General features: G+C 50.0%; 22 protein-coding genes and 1 other annotated feature. Of the genes, 1 reads left to right on the top strand and 21 read right to left on the bottom strand.

The features are described from left to right. Positions 1-2: 2 nt before the first annotated feature. Positions 3-974, top strand: coding sequence for a zinc-binding dehydrogenase (locus KNQ05_RS03435; protein ID WP_214765193.1), 972 nt, complete (start codon positions 3-5; stop codon positions 972-974). Positions 975-1,180: 206 nt separating this feature from the next. On the opposite strand, the gene KNQ05_RS03430 is transcribed toward KNQ05_RS03435, so the two are convergent. From KNQ05_RS03430 to ftsZ, 21 genes are all read right to left on the bottom strand, one after another. Further along, on the bottom strand, positions 1,181-1,993 hold the full coding sequence (locus KNQ05_RS03430) for a GNAT family N-acetyltransferase (protein WP_214765195.1): 813 nt from the start codon (positions 1,991-1,993) through the stop codon (positions 1,181-1,183). Between the two features lie 152 nt (positions 1,994-2,145). Then, positions 2,146-2,778, bottom strand: a complete 633-nt coding sequence (gene pyrE, locus KNQ05_RS03425; protein WP_214765197.1) for an orotate phosphoribosyltransferase — start codon at positions 2,776-2,778, stop codon at positions 2,146-2,148. Continuing rightward, complete coding sequence (gene pyrF, locus KNQ05_RS03420; RefSeq protein ID WP_214801883.1) at positions 2,775-3,473, bottom strand: orotidine-5'-phosphate decarboxylase; 699 nt, start codon at positions 3,471-3,473, stop codon at positions 2,775-2,777. The genes pyrE and pyrF overlap by 4 nt, the downstream gene beginning before the upstream one ends. Beyond that, complete coding sequence (locus KNQ05_RS03415; RefSeq protein WP_214765201.1) at positions 3,448-4,377, bottom strand: dihydroorotate dehydrogenase; 930 nt, start codon at positions 4,375-4,377, stop codon at positions 3,448-3,450. Before KNQ05_RS03415 ends, pyrF begins: the two co-directional genes overlap by 26 nt. Beyond that, positions 4,374-5,105, bottom strand: coding sequence for a dihydroorotate dehydrogenase electron transfer subunit (locus tag KNQ05_RS03410; protein WP_214765203.1), 732 nt, complete (start codon positions 5,103-5,105; stop codon positions 4,374-4,376). The genes KNQ05_RS03415 and KNQ05_RS03410 overlap by 4 nt, the downstream gene beginning before the upstream one ends. Next, the gene (gene carB, locus KNQ05_RS03405) at positions 5,102-8,314 is read right to left on the bottom strand and encodes a carbamoyl-phosphate synthase large subunit (RefSeq protein ID WP_214765205.1); all 3,213 of its coding nucleotides are present in this window, start codon (positions 8,312-8,314) and stop codon (positions 5,102-5,104) included. The genes KNQ05_RS03410 and carB overlap by 4 nt, the downstream gene beginning before the upstream one ends. Further along, positions 8,307-9,395: a carbamoyl phosphate synthase small subunit gene (locus KNQ05_RS03400; RefSeq protein ID WP_214765207.1), complete on the bottom strand. Its 1,089-nt coding sequence runs from the start codon at positions 9,393-9,395 to the stop codon at positions 8,307-8,309. Before KNQ05_RS03400 ends, carB begins: the two co-directional genes overlap by 8 nt. Then, the gene (locus tag KNQ05_RS03395; RefSeq protein WP_214804408.1) at positions 9,388-10,659 is read right to left on the bottom strand and encodes a dihydroorotase; all 1,272 of its coding nucleotides are present in this window, start codon (positions 10,657-10,659) and stop codon (positions 9,388-9,390) included. Before KNQ05_RS03395 ends, KNQ05_RS03400 begins: the two co-directional genes overlap by 8 nt. 1 nt (position 10,660) lies before the next feature. Beyond that, positions 10,661-11,575 carry an aspartate carbamoyltransferase catalytic subunit gene (locus tag KNQ05_RS03390; protein WP_214801889.1) on the bottom strand — a complete coding sequence of 305 codons (915 nt, stop codon included), beginning with the start codon at positions 11,573-11,575 and terminating at the stop codon, positions 10,661-10,663. Positions 11,576-11,697: 122 nt separating this feature from the next. Continuing rightward, positions 11,698-13,014, bottom strand: a complete 1,317-nt coding sequence (locus KNQ05_RS03385; protein WP_214801892.1) for a uracil-xanthine permease family protein — start codon at positions 13,012-13,014, stop codon at positions 11,698-11,700. Between the two features lie 52 nt (positions 13,015-13,066). Next, positions 13,067-13,597, bottom strand: a complete 531-nt coding sequence (gene pyrR, locus KNQ05_RS03380; protein WP_029330897.1) for a bifunctional pyr operon transcriptional regulator/uracil phosphoribosyltransferase PyrR — start codon at positions 13,595-13,597, stop codon at positions 13,067-13,069. Positions 13,598-13,834: 237 nt separating this feature from the next. After that, the gene (locus KNQ05_RS03375) at positions 13,835-14,758 is read right to left on the bottom strand and encodes an RluA family pseudouridine synthase (protein ID WP_088837422.1); all 924 of its coding nucleotides are present in this window, start codon (positions 14,756-14,758) and stop codon (positions 13,835-13,837) included. Then, positions 14,758-15,231 carry a signal peptidase II gene (lspA, locus tag KNQ05_RS03370; protein WP_088837423.1) on the bottom strand — a complete coding sequence of 158 codons (474 nt, stop codon included), beginning with the start codon at positions 15,229-15,231 and terminating at the stop codon, positions 14,758-14,760. Before lspA ends, KNQ05_RS03375 begins: the two co-directional genes overlap by 1 nt. A gap of 72 nt (positions 15,232-15,303) precedes the next feature. Further along, on the bottom strand, positions 15,304-18,039 hold the full coding sequence (ileS, locus tag KNQ05_RS03365; protein ID WP_088837424.1) for an isoleucine--tRNA ligase: 2,736 nt from the start codon (positions 18,037-18,039) through the stop codon (positions 15,304-15,306). A 58-nt stretch (positions 18,040-18,097) separates the two neighbouring features. Continuing rightward, positions 18,098-18,324, bottom strand: a binding site (T-box leader). Beyond that, a complete protein-coding gene (locus KNQ05_RS03360) occupies positions 18,325-18,846 on the bottom strand; it encodes a DivIVA domain-containing protein (RefSeq protein ID WP_088837425.1) in 522 nt (173 codons plus the stop codon). A 23-nt stretch (positions 18,847-18,869) separates the two neighbouring features. After that, positions 18,870-19,643 (bottom strand): YlmH family RNA-binding protein, encoded by a 774-nt coding sequence (locus KNQ05_RS03355; RefSeq protein ID WP_029330902.1) that lies wholly within the window; start codon positions 19,641-19,643, stop codon positions 18,870-18,872. After that, complete coding sequence (locus KNQ05_RS03350) at positions 19,643-19,915, bottom strand: YggT family protein (protein WP_088837426.1); 273 nt, start codon at positions 19,913-19,915, stop codon at positions 19,643-19,645. The genes KNQ05_RS03355 and KNQ05_RS03350 overlap by 1 nt, the downstream gene beginning before the upstream one ends. Before the next feature lie 2 nt (positions 19,916-19,917). Beyond that, positions 19,918-20,412 (bottom strand): cell division protein SepF, encoded by a 495-nt coding sequence (locus KNQ05_RS03345; protein WP_029330904.1) that lies wholly within the window; start codon positions 20,410-20,412, stop codon positions 19,918-19,920. Positions 20,413-20,442: 30 nt separating this feature from the next. Then, a complete protein-coding gene (locus KNQ05_RS03340) occupies positions 20,443-21,114 on the bottom strand; it encodes a YggS family pyridoxal phosphate-dependent enzyme (protein ID WP_088837427.1) in 672 nt (223 codons plus the stop codon). Beyond that, complete coding sequence (gene pgeF, locus KNQ05_RS03335; RefSeq protein WP_214801894.1) at positions 21,104-21,877, bottom strand: peptidoglycan editing factor PgeF; 774 nt, start codon at positions 21,875-21,877, stop codon at positions 21,104-21,106. The genes KNQ05_RS03340 and pgeF overlap by 11 nt, the downstream gene beginning before the upstream one ends. An 80-nt stretch (positions 21,878-21,957) precedes the next feature. Beyond that, entirely contained in the window at positions 21,958-23,118 is a 1,161-nt protein-coding gene (ftsZ, locus tag KNQ05_RS03330; RefSeq protein ID WP_029330907.1) for a cell division protein FtsZ, read from the bottom strand.

The raw sequence follows: 23,118 nt of genomic DNA, 5'->3' as shown, positions 1-23,118 counted from the left end.
TCATGAAGGCGTGGCTCAATCAAGAGGGAACATCTATTGAAAATTGGCAGTACCGTGACGTCGAGATGCCGCAACTTAAAGCACATGAAGCGTTGATTCGTGTTAAAGCCGTCGCCCTGAATCCTGTCGATTACAAAGCGACGAACAATCCCGCTTGGACGTTCCCGCACATTCCCGGTGTCGATTTAGCCGGAGTCGTCGAACAGGTCGGTTCAGACGCAGGTGATTTGTCGGTCGGAGACCGTGTCGCGATTCATACGAACCTTCAAAAAAATGGAGCGTTCGCGGAATACGCTGCAGTCGATTCACGGGCACTTGCCCTCATTCCGGAAGACGTCAGCTTTACCGATGCCGCAGCCATTCTCTGCGCCGGGATGACGGCTTATGAAGCGATCCATCAAAAGATGAACACGACGGATAAAGAGACGATTCTCATCCACGCCGGTGCCGGTGGTGTTGGCGGATTCGGCATCCAGCTCGCGAAACGTCTCGGCTTACGTGTCGCGACGACCGCGTCGACTGAAAATCATGACTGGGTCAGACAACTAGGGGCTGACTTAGCGATTGATTATAAACTGGAGAACGTCACCGAGGTGATTCGTGACTGGACGGATGGACGTGGCGTCGATTTAATCTTGAATACGGTCGGCCGAAGAGAAGCGACGGACGATTTAGGACGGCTCGCCTTTTCCGGTCAACTCGCTTATATCGCCGGCGGTCCCGATTTGTCGATCGTCAAACCGTTTACGTTGTCACCGTCAATCCATGAAGTCGCGCTTGCCGCTGCTTACGCGAGTCAAAATGACCGCGCCATCCGTAACCTTGGTCAAATGGCATCGGCGTTGCTTCTGCTCGTGCAACAGAATGAACTCGATCCACTCGTCACCGATATCATCCCAGCCCATCAACTGGTCGAAGGGCTAAAGCGGTTGGCAGAACGACACGTCCGCGGTAAAATCATCGCGACGTTTTAAGTAGGCAACACCCGAAATTAAAACGCCGATGCTTCCATTTTTCAGACGGCAGCATCGGCGTTTTTATATTTATCATGATTTGATGCATAGCTGTAACACCGCAACAACAGTTTTCATCCCGTGTTGAAAAAATCATTCGCTTCGCCCGCACCAAACAGGAAAAAAGCTTATGTTCCGTTGTCAAAGACAAACAGACCGACTCTTGACTACCGGTATTTATCGGTTTTTGTGATTTGTAACGAGCGACCGACGAGTTGAAAGCCGATTGCTTGATAGATTTTATTGGACGTCGGGTTCGACCAGTCCGTATAGAGTGTGATCATCGGGTACGCTTGCTCCAGCAAATAGGTACAGACACGGGCCACGAGATCAGAAGCAAGACCTCGCCCTCTAAGTTCCGGCGGCGTATAGACGTAAGAGACGGTCACGCCTGACGCCGTCGGTCGACTAGCTGACGTCATGGATATGAGACGGTCCCCGTCGAACAGACCAAATAACGTCTGCTTTGAACTATGACGACGAATCGTCTGTTCATTTTGAAGACGATTCCGCTCCGTCACGGCTAATGCACCGGTCTCGCAAATGAAGTCCCATCCGAACGAGACGGCTTGGTCGACAGCCTGTTCGTCAACGATACGAAAAGCGTATTCAAGTTGCGGTGGTCGCGTCACGTGATGTAAGGCATACATTCCTTGATCCATCTTCACACGGTATTTCGTATGCGGAGCAAGAAGCGGCTTGACGAGCGCATGTTCTCCGACATATCCCTTACAGTCAAAAATCCGGGCAAGTTTTCGCATGCTTGGATCCGAAAATGCTTCACCTGCCAAAATCGCCTGTTCTTCAATCGTTTGTAGGATGATGATTTTTCGGTCGTCTTCTTCAGCGATCGCCATCAAAAGTGGCGTATCCCCCCGTTCCAAGATACCGAGCGGCAATTGGTGGACCTCACTGCGCTGTTCAAGGAAAGGAACAGCCACGCGTTTAAAACTCTCATAATCCCGATAATGCGTTACCATCTGAAGCGACCTCCTTTGTTCTACAACTAGTGTAACAAAAAAAGTTTCCACCCCATACGACAAGTCAAAAAACATTCATCTAAAATCGTCAAGGCTCCTTACCCGTCCGGATAAGGAGCCTCTATTTACACTCTGGTATTTGATTCACTCAATCAAATCGTCGCTGTGAAACGGTCACTCCAAGCAACTGGATCAATTGACCACGCGAGCAGTTGTTTCTGTTCGTCTCTCGAGATCGCACTTGTCGCAACTGCCGTTTCGAGTAACTCCGAAAAATTCAGTAGCGATGTTGCCTTCAGATTCGCTGCCGTTAAATTAGCTTGCAAACGACTCATGCCATAGGAGAAGATGGCTTGAATCTGCACGACTTCCGCCCCTGCCTGTTGCAAAGCTTCAGCCGCATCAATCGATGATTTACCTGTCGATAACAAATCTTCGATGACAACGACGCGTTGGCCCGGTTTAATGCGCCCTTCGATTTGATTCCCTTTTCCATGTTGTTTGGCACTACCGCGGACATAGACCATCGGTAAGTTGAGTCGGTCCGCGACGAGCGCGGCGTGTGGAATACCCGCTGTCGCCGTCCCTGCGATGACGTCGACTTGTAACGATTTGACTTGCTGCGCCAATAAATCGGCAATCATCGAACGGACATCCGGACTCGACAATGTCAGACGATTATCACAGTAGATCGGTGAACGGAGTCCGCTCGCCCATGTGTACGGTTGACTCGGTGAAAGTGTGACGGCTTCGATTTCGAGTAATGCAGTCGCTAATTGATTCATTGTCGGATCCCCTTCCATTGTGCCAGTAAGTCTTCGTACATCGCTGCCGGATCATCCGCCTGCGTGATGGCGCGTCCGATGACAAGATCCGTCGCTCCCGCATCGCGGGCAAATTCAACCGTTGCGATTCGTTTTTGATCATGCGCCGCTGTCCCTGCCGGTCGAATCCCCGGTGTGACGAGTTGAAATCTGTCGCGGCAACTCGGCTTGATTTTTTCAACATCGAGTGCTGAACAGACAACTCCGTCTAAACCAGCTTGTTCGGCTAGTTGTGCATATGCGACGACGACGGTATCCAATTCCTCATGAATCAGTAATTGTTCGACCATCGCCTGATCCGTCGACGTCAATTGTGTCACGGCAATCAACCGGGTGCCCGCAGCTGTTTCGTCTAATCCTTCCCGTGCCGCGCGCATCATTTCGAGTCCTCCCGCAGCATGAACGTTCGTCAACTCAACGCCGAGCTGACCGATGACGCGAAGTGTTCGTCGCGCCGTTTCCGGGATATCATGGACCTTCAAGTCCAAAAAGACGGCATGTCCCCGTTCGACCAATTGTCGGACGAATGTTGGACCTTCGGCATAATAGAGTTCCATGCCAACTTTGACGGCAGGTCGGACTGGGCCGAATTTTTCTAAAAATCGAGTAACGTGTAATCCTGACGGAAAATCAAGCGCGATGTAAAGCTGCCCCATATGCGTTCCCCCTAATGTCTAAAATATGTTCGATCCCGAATTCGTCCATCCGTTTCGGGAGTGCCGCAATCAACTCTTGGCAAATGAACGGATTGACGAAGTTCGCCGTCCCGACCGCTACAGCCGACGCACCGGCATAAATCATTTCCAGCACATCATCGACCTCCATGACGCCGCCCATCCCGATGATCGGAATCTCGACGACTTGTGCGACATCATGAATCATCCGGATTGCAACGGGTTTGATGGCGGGGCCAGATAGACCGCCAATCCGATTTGCAAGAATCGGTTGACCAGTCCGGACATCAATTCGCATCCCGACTAGCGTGTTGATCATCGTCAGCCCGTCCGCTCCTGCCTGTTCGACGGCCTGTGCCATCTCGACGATTGACGTGACGTTCGGTGACAGTTTGACGTAGACGGGTTTATCCGACACTGCTTTGACGCGTCGCGTCAATTCTGCTGCCATCCGTGTGTCTGTTCCGAACTGCAGTCCGCCGGATTTGACGTTCGGACAAGAAATATTTAACTCGATTGCTTTGACGACCGGATTTTGACTGATTAACCGGGTGACCGTTTCGTATTCTTCCGGTGTTGATCCGGCGACATTCGCGATGATTTCCGTGTCGAACTGGCTTAAGAACGGTAACTTCGTTTCGATGATGCCCTCGACGCCTGGGTTTTGCAACCCGATTGCGTTCAACATCCCCATTCCGCTCTCCGCGACGCGTGGGGTTGGGTTTCCGTACCGTTCCTCGCCTGTCGCTGCCTTAATCATGATTCCGCCAAGGACAGATAAATCGTAGAACTTGGCAAACTCTTCCCCGAAGCCGAAGCAACCGGATGCTGGCATAATTGGATTTTTCAAATTCAATCCCGGTAACGTGACCGCTAATCGATTCATAAAATCACCGCTTCCGCCCGAAAGACAGGACCATCGGAGCATGTCTTCACGTAGTTTCCGTCCGGTGTCTTACAGACACAGGCGAAACAAGCACCAATCCCACAACCCATCCGGTTTTCAATCGACAGGAAACGATCTTGAATCGGGACCGTTTGCAAGGAACGTAACATCGGTTCCGGACCACACGCGAGTAACGTATCGAACCGCTCTGGTGTCAGTGCCGCCGTCACAAATCCTTGAACACCCGCTGTCCCGTCGACCGTCGTAATCGTCGTCGGCCCGAGCTTTTTAAACGCCTCTTCATAAAACACACTGTCTGCCGTATCAAACCCTAGAATCGCTTCACACGTCACCCCACGTTCGACAAGTTTACGCATCGTATAATACAGTGGCGGAACACCGATTCCCCCACCAACGAGGACAACGCAACTCGTCGGCTCAATCAAGTTCACCGGGAAACCGTTCCCGAGTGGTCCGAGGGCATCGACGAAATCCCCAGGCCGTAAGGAAGCGAGTTCTTTTGTTCCTTGACCAATCTCTTTGAATAAAAAAGTGATTAGATCGCCTTCGACGTTTGCGATTGAAATCGGACGCCGTAATAACGGGCCGACACGCAGGTGCATGAAGCGACCCGGCTCAATCTTTTTTACCTCCGGCATCCGACAAATCAACTCTGTCGCATTAACTGCGACCTTCTTCGTTGAGACGACCGTTAGTAGTTCAATCATCGCGTCACCGCCTTTTTCATATGCGTGAATGCTTGAATCGAACTTGCTTCGAACGAGAGACTTTCAATGACTCGGAGTAACGCTTCTGCCGTATCGAGCGATGTCAGACAGACGACATTGTTTTCTGCGGCTGCCCGGCGAATGATGAAACCATCTTTCGTCACTTGGGAGTCCCGACTCATCGTGTTGATGACATACTCGACTTCCGCTTTTTCGATTAAATCAAGCATTGACCCTTGATCGGAACCAATTTTTCCGACGACCTGGACGGCTAACTCATGTTCTGTCAAGAAGCTTGCTGTTCCGGCTGTTGCGAGCAATGTGAATCCGAGTGTTGCAAACCGCTTGGCGAGACCCAGCATTTCTTGTTTATCTTGATCAGCGACCGTCATCAAGATACGACCATGTTCAGGAATCGCCATTCCGGAAGCGAGTAACCCTTTATACAGTGCTTTCTCGAGCGTCCGGTCCGTTCCGATGACTTCACCGGTCGACTTCATTTCCGGTCCGAGTGACGGATCCACTTCCTTCAGTTTCGCGAATGAGAAGACCGGTACTTTGACGGACACGAGCTTCTCTTCCGGCAGGAGACCGCTTATCAGTCCGTAAGACGCGAGTGTCTCACCTAAGATGACGTTCGTCGCGAGACGTGCGACCGGTAATCCCGTTACTTTTGAGATGAACGGTACAGTCCGACTCGCCCGCGGGTTGACTTCAAGCACATAGAGTTCCCCGTCAGCGAAGACGAACTGGATGTTGAGCAATCCTTTGATGCGGAATGCTTTTGCGATACGCGTCGTGTAATCAACGATTTGATCTTTGATTGCTTGTGCGACACGTTGCGGGGGATACACCCCGATCGAGTCCCCGGAGTGTACTCCCGCACGTTCGATGTGCTCCATGATACCCGGGATGACGACATCTTCACCGTCGCAAATCGCATCCACTTCAAGCTCCATTCCCGTCAAGTAACGGTCGACGAGGACCGGTCGTTCCGGCGAGGCGATGACGGCATGTTTCATGTAATGTTCGAGCTCTTGTTGCCCGTAGACGATTTCCATTGCACGTCCACCGAGGACATAAGACGGACGGACGAGGACAGGATAGCCGAGACCCGCTGCCGCTGCCGTCGCTTCTTCGACCGTGACCGCTGTTTTTCCGGGCGGTTGTGGAATCTCAAGTTTTGTCAAAGCGGCTTCGAATTGTTTCCGGTCTTCTGCCATATCAAGATCTTCTAACGCCGTTCCGAGAATCTTGACCCCTTCGTCAGCGAGCGACTCAGCTAAGTTGATGGCGGTTTGCCCGCCGAACTGGACGATGACGCCGATCGGTTGTTCATTTCGGATGACTTCGAGAACATCTTCCGTCGTCAGTGGTTCAAAGTAGAGCCGGTCCGAAATCGAGAAGTCCGTCGAGACCGTTTCCGGGTTATTGTTGACGATGATCGCTTCATAACCCGCTTCGCGAATCGCTTGAATCGAGTGGACCGTCGCATAATCGAATTCGACCCCTTGTCCAATCCGGATCGGCCCGGAACCCAGTACGAGAATCGACGGGCGTGTCGTCGGTGCCGCTTCATTTTCGACTTCATACGTCCCGTAGTAATACGGTGTATCGGAAGCGAACTCTGCTGCACACGTATCGACCATCTTGTAGACGGGATGAATCTGTTCTTGATTTCGCGTGTGGCGAATCACGGTCTCACTTTTCTTCGTGATCCGGCCAATCATCGCATCGCTGAAGCCGTAACGTTTTGCGTGTAATAAACGCTCGCGTGTCAGCTCTTCGCGTGCCAACTCCTGTTCAATCCGGAAGATATGGTGTAACTTCTCTAAAAACAGCCGGTCGATGCTGGTCCATTCGTGAATTTGTTCGACCGAATAACCCCGCTCCATTCCCGCGTAAAGGGCGAATAGCCGTTCATCCGTTGCTTTGACGATGTACTGGTTGAGTGTCACTTCATCCATGTCGAGAAAACGGTCCATCCGGAGATCCGACATCCCGATTTCGAGCGAGCGGACTGCCTTCAGCAAGGCTTCTTCCATCGTCCGTCCCATCGCCATGACTTCACCTGTCGCCTTCATTTGCGTCCCGAGCGTCCGGTCTGCCGATTCGAACTTATCAAACGGCCAGCGCGGAATCTTCGCGACGACATAGTCGAGTGCCGGTTCAAACGAGGCAAAACTCGTTTCCGTGATCGGGTTCTTCAGTTCCGATAAGGCATAACCGACAGCAATTTTTGCCGCAAGTTTTGCAATCGGGTAGCCTGTCGCCTTCGACGCCAAGGCCGACGAGCGCGAAACGCGCGGGTTCACTTCGATGACATAGTAGTCGAAACTATGCGGATCAAGTGCAAACTGGATGTTACATCCGCCTTCGATGCCAAGGGCACGGATGATGTCGAGTGAAACATTTCGCATCATTTGATAATCGCGGTCGGACAGTGTCTGGGTCGGTGCAAAGACAATCGAGTCGCCCGTATGGACGCCGACCGGGTCAAAGTTTTCCATCGCACAGACGATGATCGCTTGGTTCGTCGCGTCACGCATGACTTCGAACTCAACTTCTTTCATCCCGGCAATCGATTTCTCGAGCAATACTTGGTTCGCCGGACTCGCTTTGATACCGCCCTCGACGATTCGGACGAACTCGTCCATCGTCTCAGCAATCCCGCCGCCTGTACCACCGAGCGTGTAAGCCGGTCGAATGATGATCGGCAGACCGATTTTCGCGCAAAATTGTTCCGCTTCTTCTACTGTATGAACGATTTCACTCTCCGGGACACCGTGTCCCAGTCTGAACATCAATTTTCTGAACAAATCACGATCTTCTGCCTCTTCAATCGCGGACAGTTTCGTTCCGAGCAGTTCGACACCATATTCAGCCAAAACGCCGAGTCGGTCGAGTTCGACCGCTAGATTCAATCCAGTCTGCCCACCGAGTGTCGCAAGCAAGGCATCCGGACGTTCCTTGCGGATGATCCGGGACACGAACTCCGCTTGGAGCGGTTCGATGTAAACCCGGTCCGCGACAGTCGGGTCTGTCATGATCGTTGCGGGGTTCGAGTTCACGAGGATGACTTCGTAACCTTCTTCCTTGAGTGCTTGGCACGCTTGGGTTCCGGCATAATCAAACTCTGCTGCTTGTCCGATGACGATTGGACCTGATCCGATAACGAGAATCTTCTGGATATCTTGACGTTTAGGCATGAGTGACCTCCTGTTGGTTCGTGATTTCTGTTAAAAACTGATCGAATAAATCATTGGCGTCCATTGGACCGGGTGATGCTTCCGGATGATATTGAACAGAGAAGACAGGTTCCGTCCGGTGTCTGACACCTTCGACCGTCCCATCATTGATCGCGACGTGTGTGACGATTAACTCGAATCCCTTCAATGACTGTTCGTCGACGGCGTAGCCATGATTTTGTGAGGTGATGCTGACGTGACCGGTTTGAAGATCTTGAACCGGGTGATTGGCACCGCGATGACCGAACGGTAACTTGAACGTATCGGCGCCGTGCGCAAGCGCAATCAATTGATGACCGAGACAAATGCCGAAGATGACGATTTTCCCTGTCAGCTCTTGAATCAATGGAATCGCTGTTGGAACGTCTTTCGGATTCCCGGGACCGTTCGATAACATCATGCCGTCCGGTTTATAACGCAAGACTTCCTTCGCCGTAACATTGTACGGTACGACGACAACTTCGCAACCGCGGCGGACGAGTTCACGGACGATGCCGAGCTTTGCACCAAAGTCGACGAGGACAATCCGCGGACCGGCACCCGGGATGATGTACGCCCGTTCCGTCGAAGCACGTTGCACCTGATCCGTTGCGAGTGGCATGTTGTGCAAACGCTCTAATTGGTCGGCGAGATTAAATTCACCATCGACGAGCAATCCCCGCATGACGCCTTTTGATCGTAAGTGGCGCGTCAGTTGACGTGTATCGACGCCGGTTAAGCCCGGAATATCGAATTCTTCTAAGGCCTCTGCTAACGACGATTGGGAGCGGAAGTTCGACGGAGTATGGCAGACTTCACGGACGATGAGTGCTTTCGCAAGTGGTCGCGTCGTTTCGTAATCTTCCCGGTTGATGCCATAGTTCCCGATCAAGGGATTCGTCAAGACGATCATCTGGTCACAATAGGATGGATCAGATAACATTTCCTGGTATCCCGTCATCCCTGTCTGGAAGACGACCTCCCCCATCGTGACGCGTGTTGCGCCAAATGCTGTCCCTTCGAACGTCATACCATCTTCTAAAATGAGTGTCCGTTTAGACATGTGCCGTTTCCCCCTTGAATACGATTTTTCCACCGACGAGTGTCATGACCGGGTATCCTGTCAGTAACTGCCCCGCGAACGGTGTATTTTTTCCTTTTGAATAAAAGCGTTCTGGTTCAACCGGTCGGACGGTCTCTAAATCAAGCAACACGAGATCTGCCGGTGCCCCGACTTCCAAGCGACCATACGGTAAGTCGAACAAGGCGGCCGGCTTGCGTGCCAAGGCATCGACTAAGTCGCTTAGCGTCATCTGGTTCGTTTGAACAAGTTTCGTATAAAGTAGTGGAAAGGCTGTCTCGAAGCCCGTAATTCCAAATGGTGCCCGCTCGATGCCGAGCGCTTTTTCATCGGCTGCGTGCGGCGCATGATCCGTTGCGATACAATCAATCGTGCCATCGCGTAACCCTTCGAGCAGTGCCGCCCGGTCTGCCTTACTCCGAAGGGGCGGATTCATTTTAAAGTTCGGATCCTGCCCCTCGATGTCATCTTCCGTCAGGACGAGATGGTGCGGTGTCACTTCTGCCGTGACACGGATTCCTGCCCGTTTGGCGTCACGAATGACCCGGACTGATTCTTTTGTCGAGACATGACAGACATGATAATGGCAGCCGGTCGCTTCTGCGATTAAGACGTCGCGCGCGATGTGGATACTTTCCGCTAGTGACGGAATCCCCTGCAGTCCTTCCCGTTCACTATACGCACCTTCATGGACACAGCCGGCTTTCAACGTATCGTCCTCACAATGGGCGACGACCGCCTTCCCGAGTTTCGCGGCGCGTCGCATCGCTTCCCGCATGACGGCGGCACTTTGAACGCCGACGCCGTCATCTGTAAACGCAAAGGCATTCGTTAATTCTTCAAACGCGACGAGTTCCTGTCCTAGCTGATTTTTTGAAATCGCCGCATAAGGCAAAACCCGGACAGACGCCGTTTCTTCGATTTTCTTGAACAAGGCGTCTAACGTCTCGCGGTCATCCGGAACAGGACGCGTATTCGGCATCGGACAGATTGTCGTGAATCCGCCGGCTGCGGCTGCGGCCGTACCTGTTGCAATCGTTTCTTTATGTTCGCCACCCGGTTCGCGGAGATGGACATGAATATCGACGAAGCCTGGTGCTAACAAGCGGTTACTTGCATCGATGACTTGCTCGTCCGCCCGCGGCGCAGCATCGAGATCCGTAATCAAGCCATCCTCGATGCGAATGCTTGATTGTTGCAATTGTCCGTTTTGATACCATGTTGCGTGATCGATACGTAGTGTCATATTAAATCTCTCCTTCAGTTGAGTTAGGATGAAACGCACGTTCTAAAATCGCCATTCGGGCGAACACACCATTTTTCATCTGCTCGAAGATTCGTGACTGGGTATGTTCGACCAGTTCGTCCGCAATCTCGATCCCGCGATTGACGGGTGCCGGGTGTAAGATGATTGCTTCCGGTCGAATCCGCCGCATCCGGTCGAGTGTCAAACCATATTGTTCGTGATACGTTTCTTCGAGCTCCATCGCCTGACTGTGCCGTTCCTGCTGAACCCGGAGTAACATGATGATGTCACTTTGCTCGATTGCCTCGTCAATCGGGACATAGGCAATCCCCATCGTCTCGTCAAACCATTCCGATGGACCGGAACCGATGACGGTCGCCCCGAGCCGTTGCAACACGTCCGCGTTCGACCGGGCGACCCGGCTGTGTCGCAGGTCACCACAGATGACAACCGTTTTGCCGTGAATATGACCGAATTCGGCAAACATCGTCATTAAATCGAGTAAAGACTGGGATGGATGTTGACCACTCCCATCGCCCGCATTGATGACCGGAATCGTCAACTGCTCAATCAGCGCGTGGTAATAACCTGTCTCGTGATGGCGAATGACAAGTGCTTCGACCCCGAGTGCTTCAAGTGTTTTACATGTATCAAGTAACGTTTCTCCTTTTTGGACGGACGATGTCGTCGTCTCAAACGGCAGGACATGCATTCCTAAGCGATGTTCCGCCATCTCGAATGAACAGCGTGTCCGTGTCGAATTTTCAAAGAACAGGTTGGCGATCGTTTTATTCGCAAAGGTATTTGACGGTTGTCCATGTTTCAATTCAAGCGCCCGCTCAATCAACTGCTCGATTTCTAGAATCGAGAGCTGGTCGAGACTGACGAAATCGGGACTCACTGGTTGGGTTTTCATCTCGTTCACTCCTTTTTCGGCCGCAAAAAAGCGCACCTTCTGATGTGAAGGTGCGCTGAAGAAAGCAGATGAACATCTGCGATCTACAAGGGCCTCCACTTTATCGTCCTCTCGGGAACGTCTTAAAAGTCGTTAGCTGCTCGTTTCGGTTGTAAAGGTGTTTCTTCGATGTCGACTTCTTCCTGTGCCGCCTTCGGTAAAATCAAGTTCAAGACAACTCCGAGGATGGTGGCGAGCGCCATTCCTTCTAACGAGAAGTTCCCCACTTTCAAAGCTGCACCGCCGATGCCGATGACCAAGATGACGGCCGTGATCGTCAAGTTTCGTTTATCTGCTAAATCGACCTTACTTTCGACGATCGTCCGGAGACCGTTCGAGGCGATGACCCCGAACAAGAGGATGCTGATGCCGCCCATGACGGGTGTCGGAATCGTTTTAATGAAGCCTTCGACGTATCCAAGGAATCCGAAGCTGATTGCAAGTAATGCTGCGCCACCGAGGACAAACACGCTGTAGACACGCGTAATCGCCATGACACCGTTATTTTCGCCGTATGTCGTGACAGGTGGTCCACCGAGCATCGAAGCGACTGCCTTGGCAATCCCGTCTCCAAGCACTGTCCGGTGCATTCCCGGATCAAGGAGCGTCTCGCGCCCAATGATGCGGGAAGTGACCTTTTGTTCACCGATATGTTCCGTCAACGTGACGAGTGTGACCGGGACGATCAAGGCGAGTGCTGCCCAGTTCAAGGTCGGTGAATAGTCGAGGAACGGAATCGTAAAGTCAGGTAGATGGAAGAATGTTGCTTCGCGCAGTGGTGCAAAATCAACGATCCCGCTAATTGCTGCGACGAGGTATCCGGCGAGAATACCGAACAAAATCGGCACCGTACTCCACATGCCTTTAAAGTACGTCATCGCGAGGAGCGTAACAGCGAGCGTCGTCAAGGCGACGAAGAAGAACAAGCCGTTATATGTGCCATCCGCTCCGTTCATTGCCATGCTGACAGCCGTTGGGGCAAGCGATAGACCGATGACCATGATGACTGGACCGATGACGACCGGCGGAAGCAGTTTCATCAACCAGGAGACACCTGTGTACATGATGATTAAGGAGACAAGTCCGTAGACAAGTCCAGCGACCATCCCGCCGACAAGTGCATCTTCGACACCCCAGCGTTCGCTGACGGCGATGATTGGGACGATGTAGGCAAAACTAGAACCAAGGTATGTGGGGACTTTGAAACGGGTGACGGCGAGGAAAATCAACGTGCCGACTCCGCTCGCGACGAGTGCGACAGATGTGTTTAATCCCGTAAGTAACGGAACGAGCACGGTCGCACCAAACATCGCGAAGACATGTTGGAGGCTGAGCATCAGCCATTGAAGAGGATGTTTCGGTAATTCACGGACTTCAAGAATTGCTTTATGTTTTGACATGAGAGCATCTCCCTTTCTGGTCTCTCTGGACCACGTTAAAGGTATTTTTGATTTAACGTTTAATGAATACTTGATCAGCATCGTCGACTTCTGATAAGGCGACGACGACTTGTTCTTCGCGTGACGTCGGAACGTTCTTGCCGATGAAATCTGGTCGAATCGGGAGTTCCCGGTGACCTCGGTCAACAAGGACAGCTAACTGAATCATGCTTGGTCGACCATGATCGACGAGTGCGTCCATTGCCGCGCGGACCGTCCGTCCCGTGTACAGGACATCATCGACGAGCACAACGATTTTTCCTGTGACGTCTTCCGGCATCTCGGACCCTTTGATTTCCGGCTCGAGGCTTTTCTTCGAGAGATCATCGCGGTACATCGAGATGTCGACGACACCAAGTAACACGGCTTTTCCTTCAATCTCTTCAATCCGCCGGGCAAGGCGTCTCGCAAGTGTTTCGCCCCGCGTCTTGATACCGACGATCATCAATTCTTCAATCCCTTTGTTGCGCTCGATGATTTCATGGGCGATTCGTGTTAAGGCACGACTGATTGCCGCTTCATCTAAAATGATGGCTGGTTTCATGGCTTCTCCTTTCATAAAAAAACCTCCTGCTTAATCGGCAGGAGGTTGTTGAAGACAGATGTGTACATAGCAAAGCCATGTGTTTACACGCGTTACGGTGTCTCCCTTTCGTAGCCTCTCCGGACTCGATTAAAGGTGTTCTAATTTTGTAGGATCGTCACGCGGACGACCGATTTGGTGAGGCTGATGTCTCGCATCGCTCTCTAGGTGTTACTCTACCGTTTTATCAGAAAAACGTCAAGACTCTAATTCAAGTTTTTTCAACTGACTGATCTCAAACGTCATCTCTTCCGGGAGTGGTGCTTCGAACGTCAACCATTCGCCGGTCCGTGGATGTTCAAATCCGAGAACCGCTGCGTGGAGTGCTTGACCATTCATCTTCATCGTCTTCCGCGGTCCATATTTCGGGTCACCTGCGAGCGGGAATCCGATATAGCGCATGTGGACACGAATTTGGTGAGTCCGTCCTGTTTCGAGTTTACACTCAACGACCGTAAAGCCTTCATACCGATCGAGGACACGGAAATGCGTGACCGCTGCTTTTGAGTTTTTGTCCGTGACCGTCATCCGTTGACGGTCATTTTTATCACGGCCGACCGGTGCTTCAATCGTTCCGAGTTCATGGGGAATCTCGCCATGGACAAGCGCGATATAAAGACGTTCCGTCGTCTTATCTTTTAATTGTTGCGCAAGCGATTCATGGGCTAAATCATTTTTAGCGACCATCAAGAGACCCGATGTATCTTTATCGATCCGGTGAACGATTCCTGGTCGTTTGACCCCATTGATGCCTGAGAGGTCTTGACAGTGATGAAGCAACGCATTAACGAGTGTTCCTGACACATGTCCTGCTGCCGGGTGGACGACCATGCCTTTTGGTTTATTGATGACGATGACATCGCTGTCTTCGTAAACGACATCTAGCGGAATGTCTTCCGGTAAGATTTCGAGTTCGACGGCTTCCGGGATATGCACGGTGATGCTTTCCGTTCCCGTCATCTTATAGTTCGGTTTCACGATGCGTCCGTCTACTTCGACGTGCCCCGCCTTTAACCAGTCTTGCACTTGCGAACGCGACCACTCTTGTTGTTCAGCCAACCATTTATCGATTCGCCCTGTCGCGCCTTTTGCTTCGACCGTCCATACTTGTTGTTCATTCATTAATCAATCGTTCCCTTCTTCGTCAAACGCTCTTCGAACATGACGCTAATCAGCATCAAAATCACTCCAAATGTCAAGCAGACGTCTGCGACATTAAAGATCGGAAAATTATAGCCGAACGGATAAAAGTGTAAGAAATCAACGACTTCCCCACGCGCCATCCGGTCAATAAAATTTCCGATCGCTCCACTCAGTAGTAAAGCGACACTCCAAGCAAATACTTTGTTTTTTGTTCCTTCTTTGTACAGAAAATAAATCAGACCAACAACGACGAGAACCGTCACGATGAAGAAGAAGCCGAATTTTCCTTCAAGCATTCCCCATGCCGCTCCACGGTTGCGGTATGAATTGAGATAAAAGAAATTTGGAATGACTTCAATCGCTTGACCAATCGTCATCTGCTGAACGACGATCCATTTCGTCAATTGATCCACTCCTACGAGTAAAGCAGCAATCACTAAGTAAAGCCACATCCTGTTTTCCCCCACATCAAAAATAATGAGGGGTAGCTACGAAGTCGCAGTAGCCGCCCCTCCCCTTATTCATTATAAAGAATTGACGACCGCAGTACAACGAGGACAAAGTGTCGGATGAGCCGGATCTTGACCAAGTTCAGTCGAATATGTCCAGCAACGTTCACATTTCTCGCCGTCCGCTTTCAAAACAGTGATTGCTGTCGTCTCATAGTTACGTTCTGCCGAGTCGACAAAATCGATGTGTGAGACTTGAAGCAGTTGTTCAAGATGGTCGATTGTCGCAAGCAAGTTCTTCGTCGCTTCGTTCGGTGCGAGCTCGAGTTTGGCTTCGAGCGTTTTCCCGACGAGCTTCTCTGCCCGTGCTTCTTCAAGCGCCTTCAAGACATCATCGCGGAAGACGAGGAACGCGTTCCATTTCGCGATCAGTGCAAGTCCTTCTTCCGATACGTCGACTGCTTCCGGTAAATCCGTCAAGAAGATACTTGCCGTCTCGACACCAGGAACGAATTCCCATGCTTCGTCTGCCGTATGCGGTAAGACAGGTGCCATCAATTGTAACAATGTCACGACGGTATCATACATGACCGTTTGAACGGCACGACGCGCCGGTGCATCTGCTTGTTCGATATACAAGATGTCTTTCGTGTAGTCGAGGTAGAACGAAGACAGGTCAAGGACACAGAAGTTATGCAACAGTTGGTAAACTGCCATGAAATCATACGCATCATAGGCTTTTTTGACTTTACCGACTAATTGATCGAGCTTCGTCCGCATGAAACGGTCTGCTTCCGGTAAATCTTCAAACGCAACACGATGTGCCGTGTGATCGAATTGATCCAAGTTCCCGAGCAGGAAACGGACCGTGTTCCGGATTTTACGGTATGATTCTGAAACTTGTTTAAAGTTGTCCATCGATGCCCGGACATCTGACTGATAATCGACTGACGCAACCCACAGACGAAGAATCTCAGCACCGAATTGTTGCATGATTTGGATTGGGGCAATCGTATTCCCGATTGACTTCGACATCTTCCGTCCTTGACCGTCTAATACGAAACCATGACTGACGACTGCTTTATACGGTGCTTTTCCCGTTGTCGCAACAGCTGTCGAAAGCGACGAGTTGAACCAGCCACGGTATTGGTCTGAACCTTCGAGGTAAAGATCAGCCGGACGCTCTAGTTCTGGACGCGTCGCCAGCACACCGGCATGTGACGAGCCGGAATCGAACCAGACATCCATGATGTCTGTTTCTTTTTTGAACTGACCATTCGGACTTGCCGGGTGCGTAAAGCCTTCCGGCAATAAGTCGATTGCTTCGCGTTCATACCAGACGTTCGAACCGTGCTCTGCGAACAAGTTCGCGATATGGTCGATTGTTTCCGGTGTAACAATTTCTGTTCCGTCTTCTGCATAGAAGATTGGAAGGGGCACGCCCCATGCACGTTGACGCGAGATGACCCAGTCGCCACGATCTTTAAACATGTTGTGAAGACGTGTTTCTCCCCATGCCGGTACCCACTGCACATCTTTGATTTCGTCAAGGATTTCCGCACGGAAGTCTTTAATCGACGCGAACCATTGTGGTGTTGCCCGGAAGATGACCGGTTTTTTCGTCCGCCAGTCGTGCGGATACGAGTGTTTGATGAACGATAGTTTCAACAATGCGCCCGCTTTTTCTAACGCAAGACCGACTTCTTTATTCGCATCTTCATAGAACATGCCTTCGAATCCTGGTGCTTCCGCCGTCATGACCCCTTTATCATCGACCGGGCAGAGGACATCGAGTCCGTATGCTTGTCCGATGCGATAGTCATCTTCCCCGTGTCCAGGTGCCGTATGCACGACGCCGGTCGCTTCCGCCGTAACATGATCACCGAGCATGACGAGTGATTCACGGTCATAGAGCGGGTGTTTGGCTTTCATGTATTCGAAATCTGCTCCATTGAAGACACGACCGACTGTCGCGTCTTCCCATCCGAGTGCCTCGATGACTTCAGGAACAAGCGCCTCTGCGACGATATAACCTTTTCCTTCGTACTCGATCCGGGCATACGTGAGTTCCGCACTGACAGAGATTCCGAGGTTTGCAGGAATCGTCCACGGCGTCGTCGTCCAGATGACGAAGTGATCGGTTGGCTCTAAGATGTTATTTCCTTCTAAGACAGGGAACGCAACATAGATGGCAGCAGAACGTTTATCATGGTATTCGATTTCGGCTTCTGCCAGTGCCGACTCAGAAGAAGGTGACCAGTAGACTGGTTTTTTTCCTTTATAGATATAGCCTTTGTTCGCCATGTCACCGAAGAGGCGAATTTGCGCCGCTTCAAATTCCGGTTGGAGCGTGATGTATGGATTATCATAATCACCGAGAACACCTAAACGCTTAAACTGTTCACGCTGATGATCGACTTGTTCGAGCGCATATTTCGCACACAACTCACGGAACTCAGCGACCGACATCGTCTTCCGATCGACACCTGATTTTTGGAGCGCTGTTTCAATCGGTAAACCGTGTGTATCCCAACCCGGTACGTACGGTGAACGGAAACCATTCATCGATTTGTAACGGACGACGATATCTTTTAAGACTTTGTTTAATCCGTGCCCCATGTGGATATCACCGTTTGCGTATGGTGGTCCATCATGAAGGATGAAGGTTGGTTTCCCAGCATTTTTTTCTTGAACTGCTTGATATAAGTTCATCTCGTTCCAACGTGCCTGCATGTCCGGCTCACGTTTCGGCAAGTTACCTCGCATTAGAAATTCAGTTTTCATCATCAGTAATGTATCTTTGTACTCCATCTGGCATTCCCTCACTTCTTTTAATTTAACATACAAAAAAAGCCAAACACATCCCTGGTATAGGGACGAGCTTGGCTTGAACTCGCGGTACCACCCTACTAGTAGTTCAACCGTACGAACTACCACTTAAGAGCCCGATAACGGGGGCGAATCGGTGCGACTTACTTAATGGTTCAGTCTCACACTCGAAGGGGATATCCATTCTCACTTACTGTTCGGGCTCACACCAGTCCCCGATTCGCTTGCAGCAGTCTGATTAAGACGTGTCCTTGTCATTGATTTAAGTTATATGACATCGTCGTCATTATACGCAACTGCCGGAATCTCGTCAAGCGCACCACGGGTCGAACTATCAAACGCGTCCCAATCATGGCTTGCCAATAACTCCATCTGCGCATCGATCAAGACTTTAAAACGATTACGGTACAATTCGATTTTCTTACGCATCTGTTCGACTTCAAAGTCTGTCCGTTGCGCTCGACGCTGTGCGGAATCTTGCAGTTGTTCCGCTTCACGCTCGGCTTGTTTTAAAATCAAGCTTGCTTCTTTCGTCGCATTGGCCTTGACTTCTTCTCCTGCTTCTTGGGCAACGATGATTGACTTGTTTAACGTCTCTTCCATCGAACTGAAGTAATCGACACGCGATTGCATGTTTTGAATCACTTCTTGCTGTTGACGGTTTTCCCGCAACAACATTTCAAAATCCTTGATGACTTGATCAAGAAATTCGTTGACCTCATCCTCGTCATAGCCGCGAAACTTACGTGTAAATTCCTTATTATGAATATCAAGTGGCGTCAATGGCATGATGAAATCCTCCTCAGCATTTTTTAACCTTTTAATAATCCGTACTGTAATTTAATCCGGTCGCGTTTCGTCGACCCTAAAATAGCCGTCAATTTGACGCGGCCTGTTCCACGGAGCGAAAGCAAATCGCCTTCTTCAAGCATGAAGCTTGGATCTTCGACGATTTTATAATTCACTTTACTTTCCCCTTGTTTAATCAAACTCTGTGCTTTTTGTCTCGAAAAACCAAGCACTTCGCTGACGACAGTATCAAAGCGGAGCGAACTGACGAATCCAAGTTCTTCTTGCCATTCCTGTTCTTTGATCTTCAGTTGGTCTTCTAGTTCGACGCGAGATAAACGAATTTTCGTTTTCCCTGCCCGCTCGACGTTGACTTCGATATAAGAAGCAACGTCTTCTGCGACTGCGAACTGAACGACTTGATCTTGAATGACGACGTCACCGAACTTGCCGCGTTTCAGACCGACGTTTAAGAGCGTACCTGTTACTTGTCGATGCGATAGTTCAACGAATTTTGTAGGATAATGAATACGATAGATGGCAATATCAAAGTCGCTCGCATCAAGTTCGTAGTAATCAGGCGCAATTAGTGCCCGCTGTCGCTCTGCCCCTTCGAAACCGCCCTCAAAAAAGAGGGCACATTTCGTTCCGACGAGTTCACGTGTGATTTGCTGTTCGCGTGGGTCAAGAAAATCTGTCAGTTTAAACGTATAGGTCGCTTCGACATGATCGATCCAGTTTAAGACAAGATCGACGAACTCCCGCTCATGTCCGCGATAGTGATCATAGACGCTCATTAGAAGAAGATTGCTCGAATGCCTGACTGTGCTAAGTTCAACACTAAAAAGGCAACGATTGGTGAGATGTCAAGCATACCTCCGATGGGCGGGATGATCCGTCGGAAAGGCGCGAGGAACGGTTCGACTAACATCGCTAATACTTGTCCGAATCTTGACTCTCGTGCGTTCGGGAACCATGAAAGTAAAATATAAGCAATCATGACATAGCTATAATATTGAAGTAACGTGCTCAATGTACGCCCAATCGCGTACATAACTTGTGAATCCATGTTTACCACCCCTTATGATTGATATCATCTTCTCCAAGTAGATTTGAAATACTACCCGCGAGCTCGACGTTGTTCGGCACACAGAGGAGCGTGTTTTGACTGATTGTCGTAATCGTACCATCGAGTGCAAAGACGACGCCTGAAAGAAAATTAATCATTTGCCGTGATTGATCTTTTGACATGCGTTGCATATTAACGATGACCGCACGATTTTGACGGAGATGCTCCCCAATTTCTTGTGCTTCATTGAAGACACGCGGCTCACTTAAAATGACTTGTGATTTTGCTTTTTTCGTATGAATCGGAACGATATTCGATTGACGCACAGGGTCCTCCTTTTGAGTAACACTCGGGGTAGATTCCTCGTAGTACTCTTCATACTCTTGCTCTGCAGTACCTCTACCTTTATTTATTGTAGCATCATTTTCATATTCAAGTTCGTCTAAATCGTCTGTGTTCCCAAGAAACAGATGTTGCATTTTCGATTTGAATCCCATTTCGATTCTCCTTTCAACTTCTTCTACGTTTTATGATTGGACCAGGACCGTTCCGATTCTGACGTGTGTCGCCCCTTCTTCAATCGCAATCTCATAATCAGACGACATCCCCATCGATAATTCCGTACAGGGAGCGTAAGACAGGTTTCGTGCTGCTACTTCGTCTCGTAAGACGCGTAATGCGCGGAAAACGGACCGCACTTCCTCTTGATTTTCTGTCAATGGTGCCATCGTCATGAGTCCAATCACACGAACTTTTGGATATTGACCGATTTCATGTAGAAAGGAATGGATGTCTTCTGCGGAAATACCTTGTTTCGAAGCTTCACCCGAGACATTGACTTGAACAAAACAATCGATAGGACGTTTTGCACGTTTATTGATTTCTTCCGCTAAATGCAAACGATCGAGTGAGTGAAGCACATCGATTTGATCGATGATTTGACGTACTTTTCGCGACTGCAGTGTCCCGATGAAGTGCCACTCACAGGCTTCACGCCCAAGTGCTGCTTGTTTTTCTGACAAACCCTCCGGACGATTTTCACCTAGCGCCGTTATACCTGCTTCTAACAGCTCAGAGGCAACTTGACTTGAAACTGATTTCGTCACGCCAATCAGTTGTACCTGCTTTTTTTGAAAACTCTTTTCACTCGCTTGTTGCATCTTTTGTTGGACAAGTTGAACATTTTCATTAATCGACATGTAATGACTCCTTTACGATCAAGCTCGCGAAACGACCTTGGTGGTCCCCATGACGGTAAGAGAAATAGTCATCTGCTTGGCAGTGCGTACAAATTCCTGCATCAATGATGTCACCTAATCCACTTCGCTCTGCTAATGCAGCATTCGTCTGCTGAAGCGAAAGCATCGCTTTTCCGTTTTCTTTCATTGTGTAGGGCGTATCTTCAAGACCAAGCCCATCAATCGCTTCAAGGACGGGTTGGTCGACCTCATAACAACATTCACGAATCGAGGGTCCGATGACCATTTGAATCGAGGAACGGTCTGCCCCCGCCGCTTCCATTCGGGCGACAGTCGCTTCAACGATATTCGCGACTGTTCCACGCCATCCGGCATGCGTATTCGCAATGATTCCTGTCGTCGGATCACAAAAAACGAGCGGTACACAATCCGCGAATAACATGGCGAGTAATACATTTGCATCCGTCGTCACCAATCCATCTGTACCCTCGATCGTTGTTCCATAATCCAGTGCGCCTCGTCCAGAATCTAGCGTCGTCACTTGTTCGACATGGTTCCCGTGAACCTGTTCTGCCCAAACTGAATTTTCGAGCGATAAATCAAGTTGACGGGCGATGACTTGCCGGTTTTGAATGACACCATCGCGATCGTCATTGACATGCAATCCAAGATTGCCAATACCATGCGGCGCTGAAAATTTTGTAGTGAATGCCGCACGCACTGTACCGGTCGGTGTATCCCACTTTATCCATTGACCAAACATCATTTCACATCCCTTTCAAAAAAGAGGTGCCGCTTACGCGACACCTCTTTGTCTAGCAGTCGTGTCTTGGAAAAAATCGATTAACGATTGTTCCGACGAAGGAATGATGGAATGTCCATCGTTTCTTCAACATCTGACCCTTTTGCTGGTTCTGGATTCGAGCTGACAGGTGTCTCTTCGACTTGTGGTTTCGGCTCCTCAGTCGCAGCAGGAGTTGGAGTCGCCTGCTTTTTCTTGAGTAAGTTTTTCATCATTTCTTGAGCAGATGGAATCTCGAAATCGAGTGGCTCGTTTTCGAATTCTGTTGCGATGACGGTAACGATGATTTCATCTTCTAAGTTATCGTTGATAACAGAACCGAAAATCAAGTTTACTTCTTCATCTGCTGCACTTTGAACGATTTGAGCAGCTTCCGTTACTTCATATAGACTGAGGTTCGCACTACCTGTGATGTTCATTAAGACACCTTTTGCACCTTCAATCGATGTTTCAAGCAATGGACTTGAAATGGCTTTCTTCGCAGCTTCCGTTGCACGGTGTTCGCCTGTCGCAACACCAACGCCCATCAAGGCAGATCCTTTTTCAGTCATGATTGTCTTAACGTCTGCAAAGTCTAAGTTGATTAAACCAGGGACAGCGATTAAGTCTGTGATCCCTTGAACCCCTTGACGAAGCACATTATCCGCTTCTTTGAATGCTTCGAGCATCGGCGTGTTACGATCAACGATTTCAAGTAATTTATCATTCGGAATGACGATTAACGTATCGACTTTTTCTTTAAAGTTTTGCACACCCGATACAGCGTGTTGCATCCGTTTGCGTCCTTCAAACATGAACGGTTTCGTTACGACACCGACAGTCAATGCGCCGATTTCTTTTGAAATTTCAGCGATGACTGGCGCAGCACCAGTTCCTGTCCCGCCACCCATACCTGCAGTAACGAAGACCATATCAGCACCTGACAAAATCTCTGTCAACTGTTCACGGCTTTCTTCTGCCGCTTTCTTACCGATTTCTGGATTCGCACCTGCACCTAAACCGCGTGTCAGCTTTGCACCGAGTTGGAGCTTCACATCTGCCTGCGACATGTTGAGTGCTTGTGCATCTGTATTGACGGCGATGAATTCTACGCCTTGTACACCATGTTCAATCATTCGGTTGACGGCGTTTGAACCACCGCCACCTACACCGATGACCTTAATTTTAGCTACTTGGTCCATCATTTCATCAAAATGCAACAT

The sequence above is a fragment of the Exiguobacterium sp. s125 genome (genome assembly GCF_018618605.1).
In the GTDB taxonomy this organism is placed as follows: domain Bacteria; phylum Bacillota; class Bacilli; order Exiguobacteriales; family Exiguobacteriaceae; genus Exiguobacterium_A; species Exiguobacterium_A oxidotolerans.
Note: the sequence above shows the minus strand (reverse complement) of the source record. Positions and strands in the feature narration are given on the sequence as shown.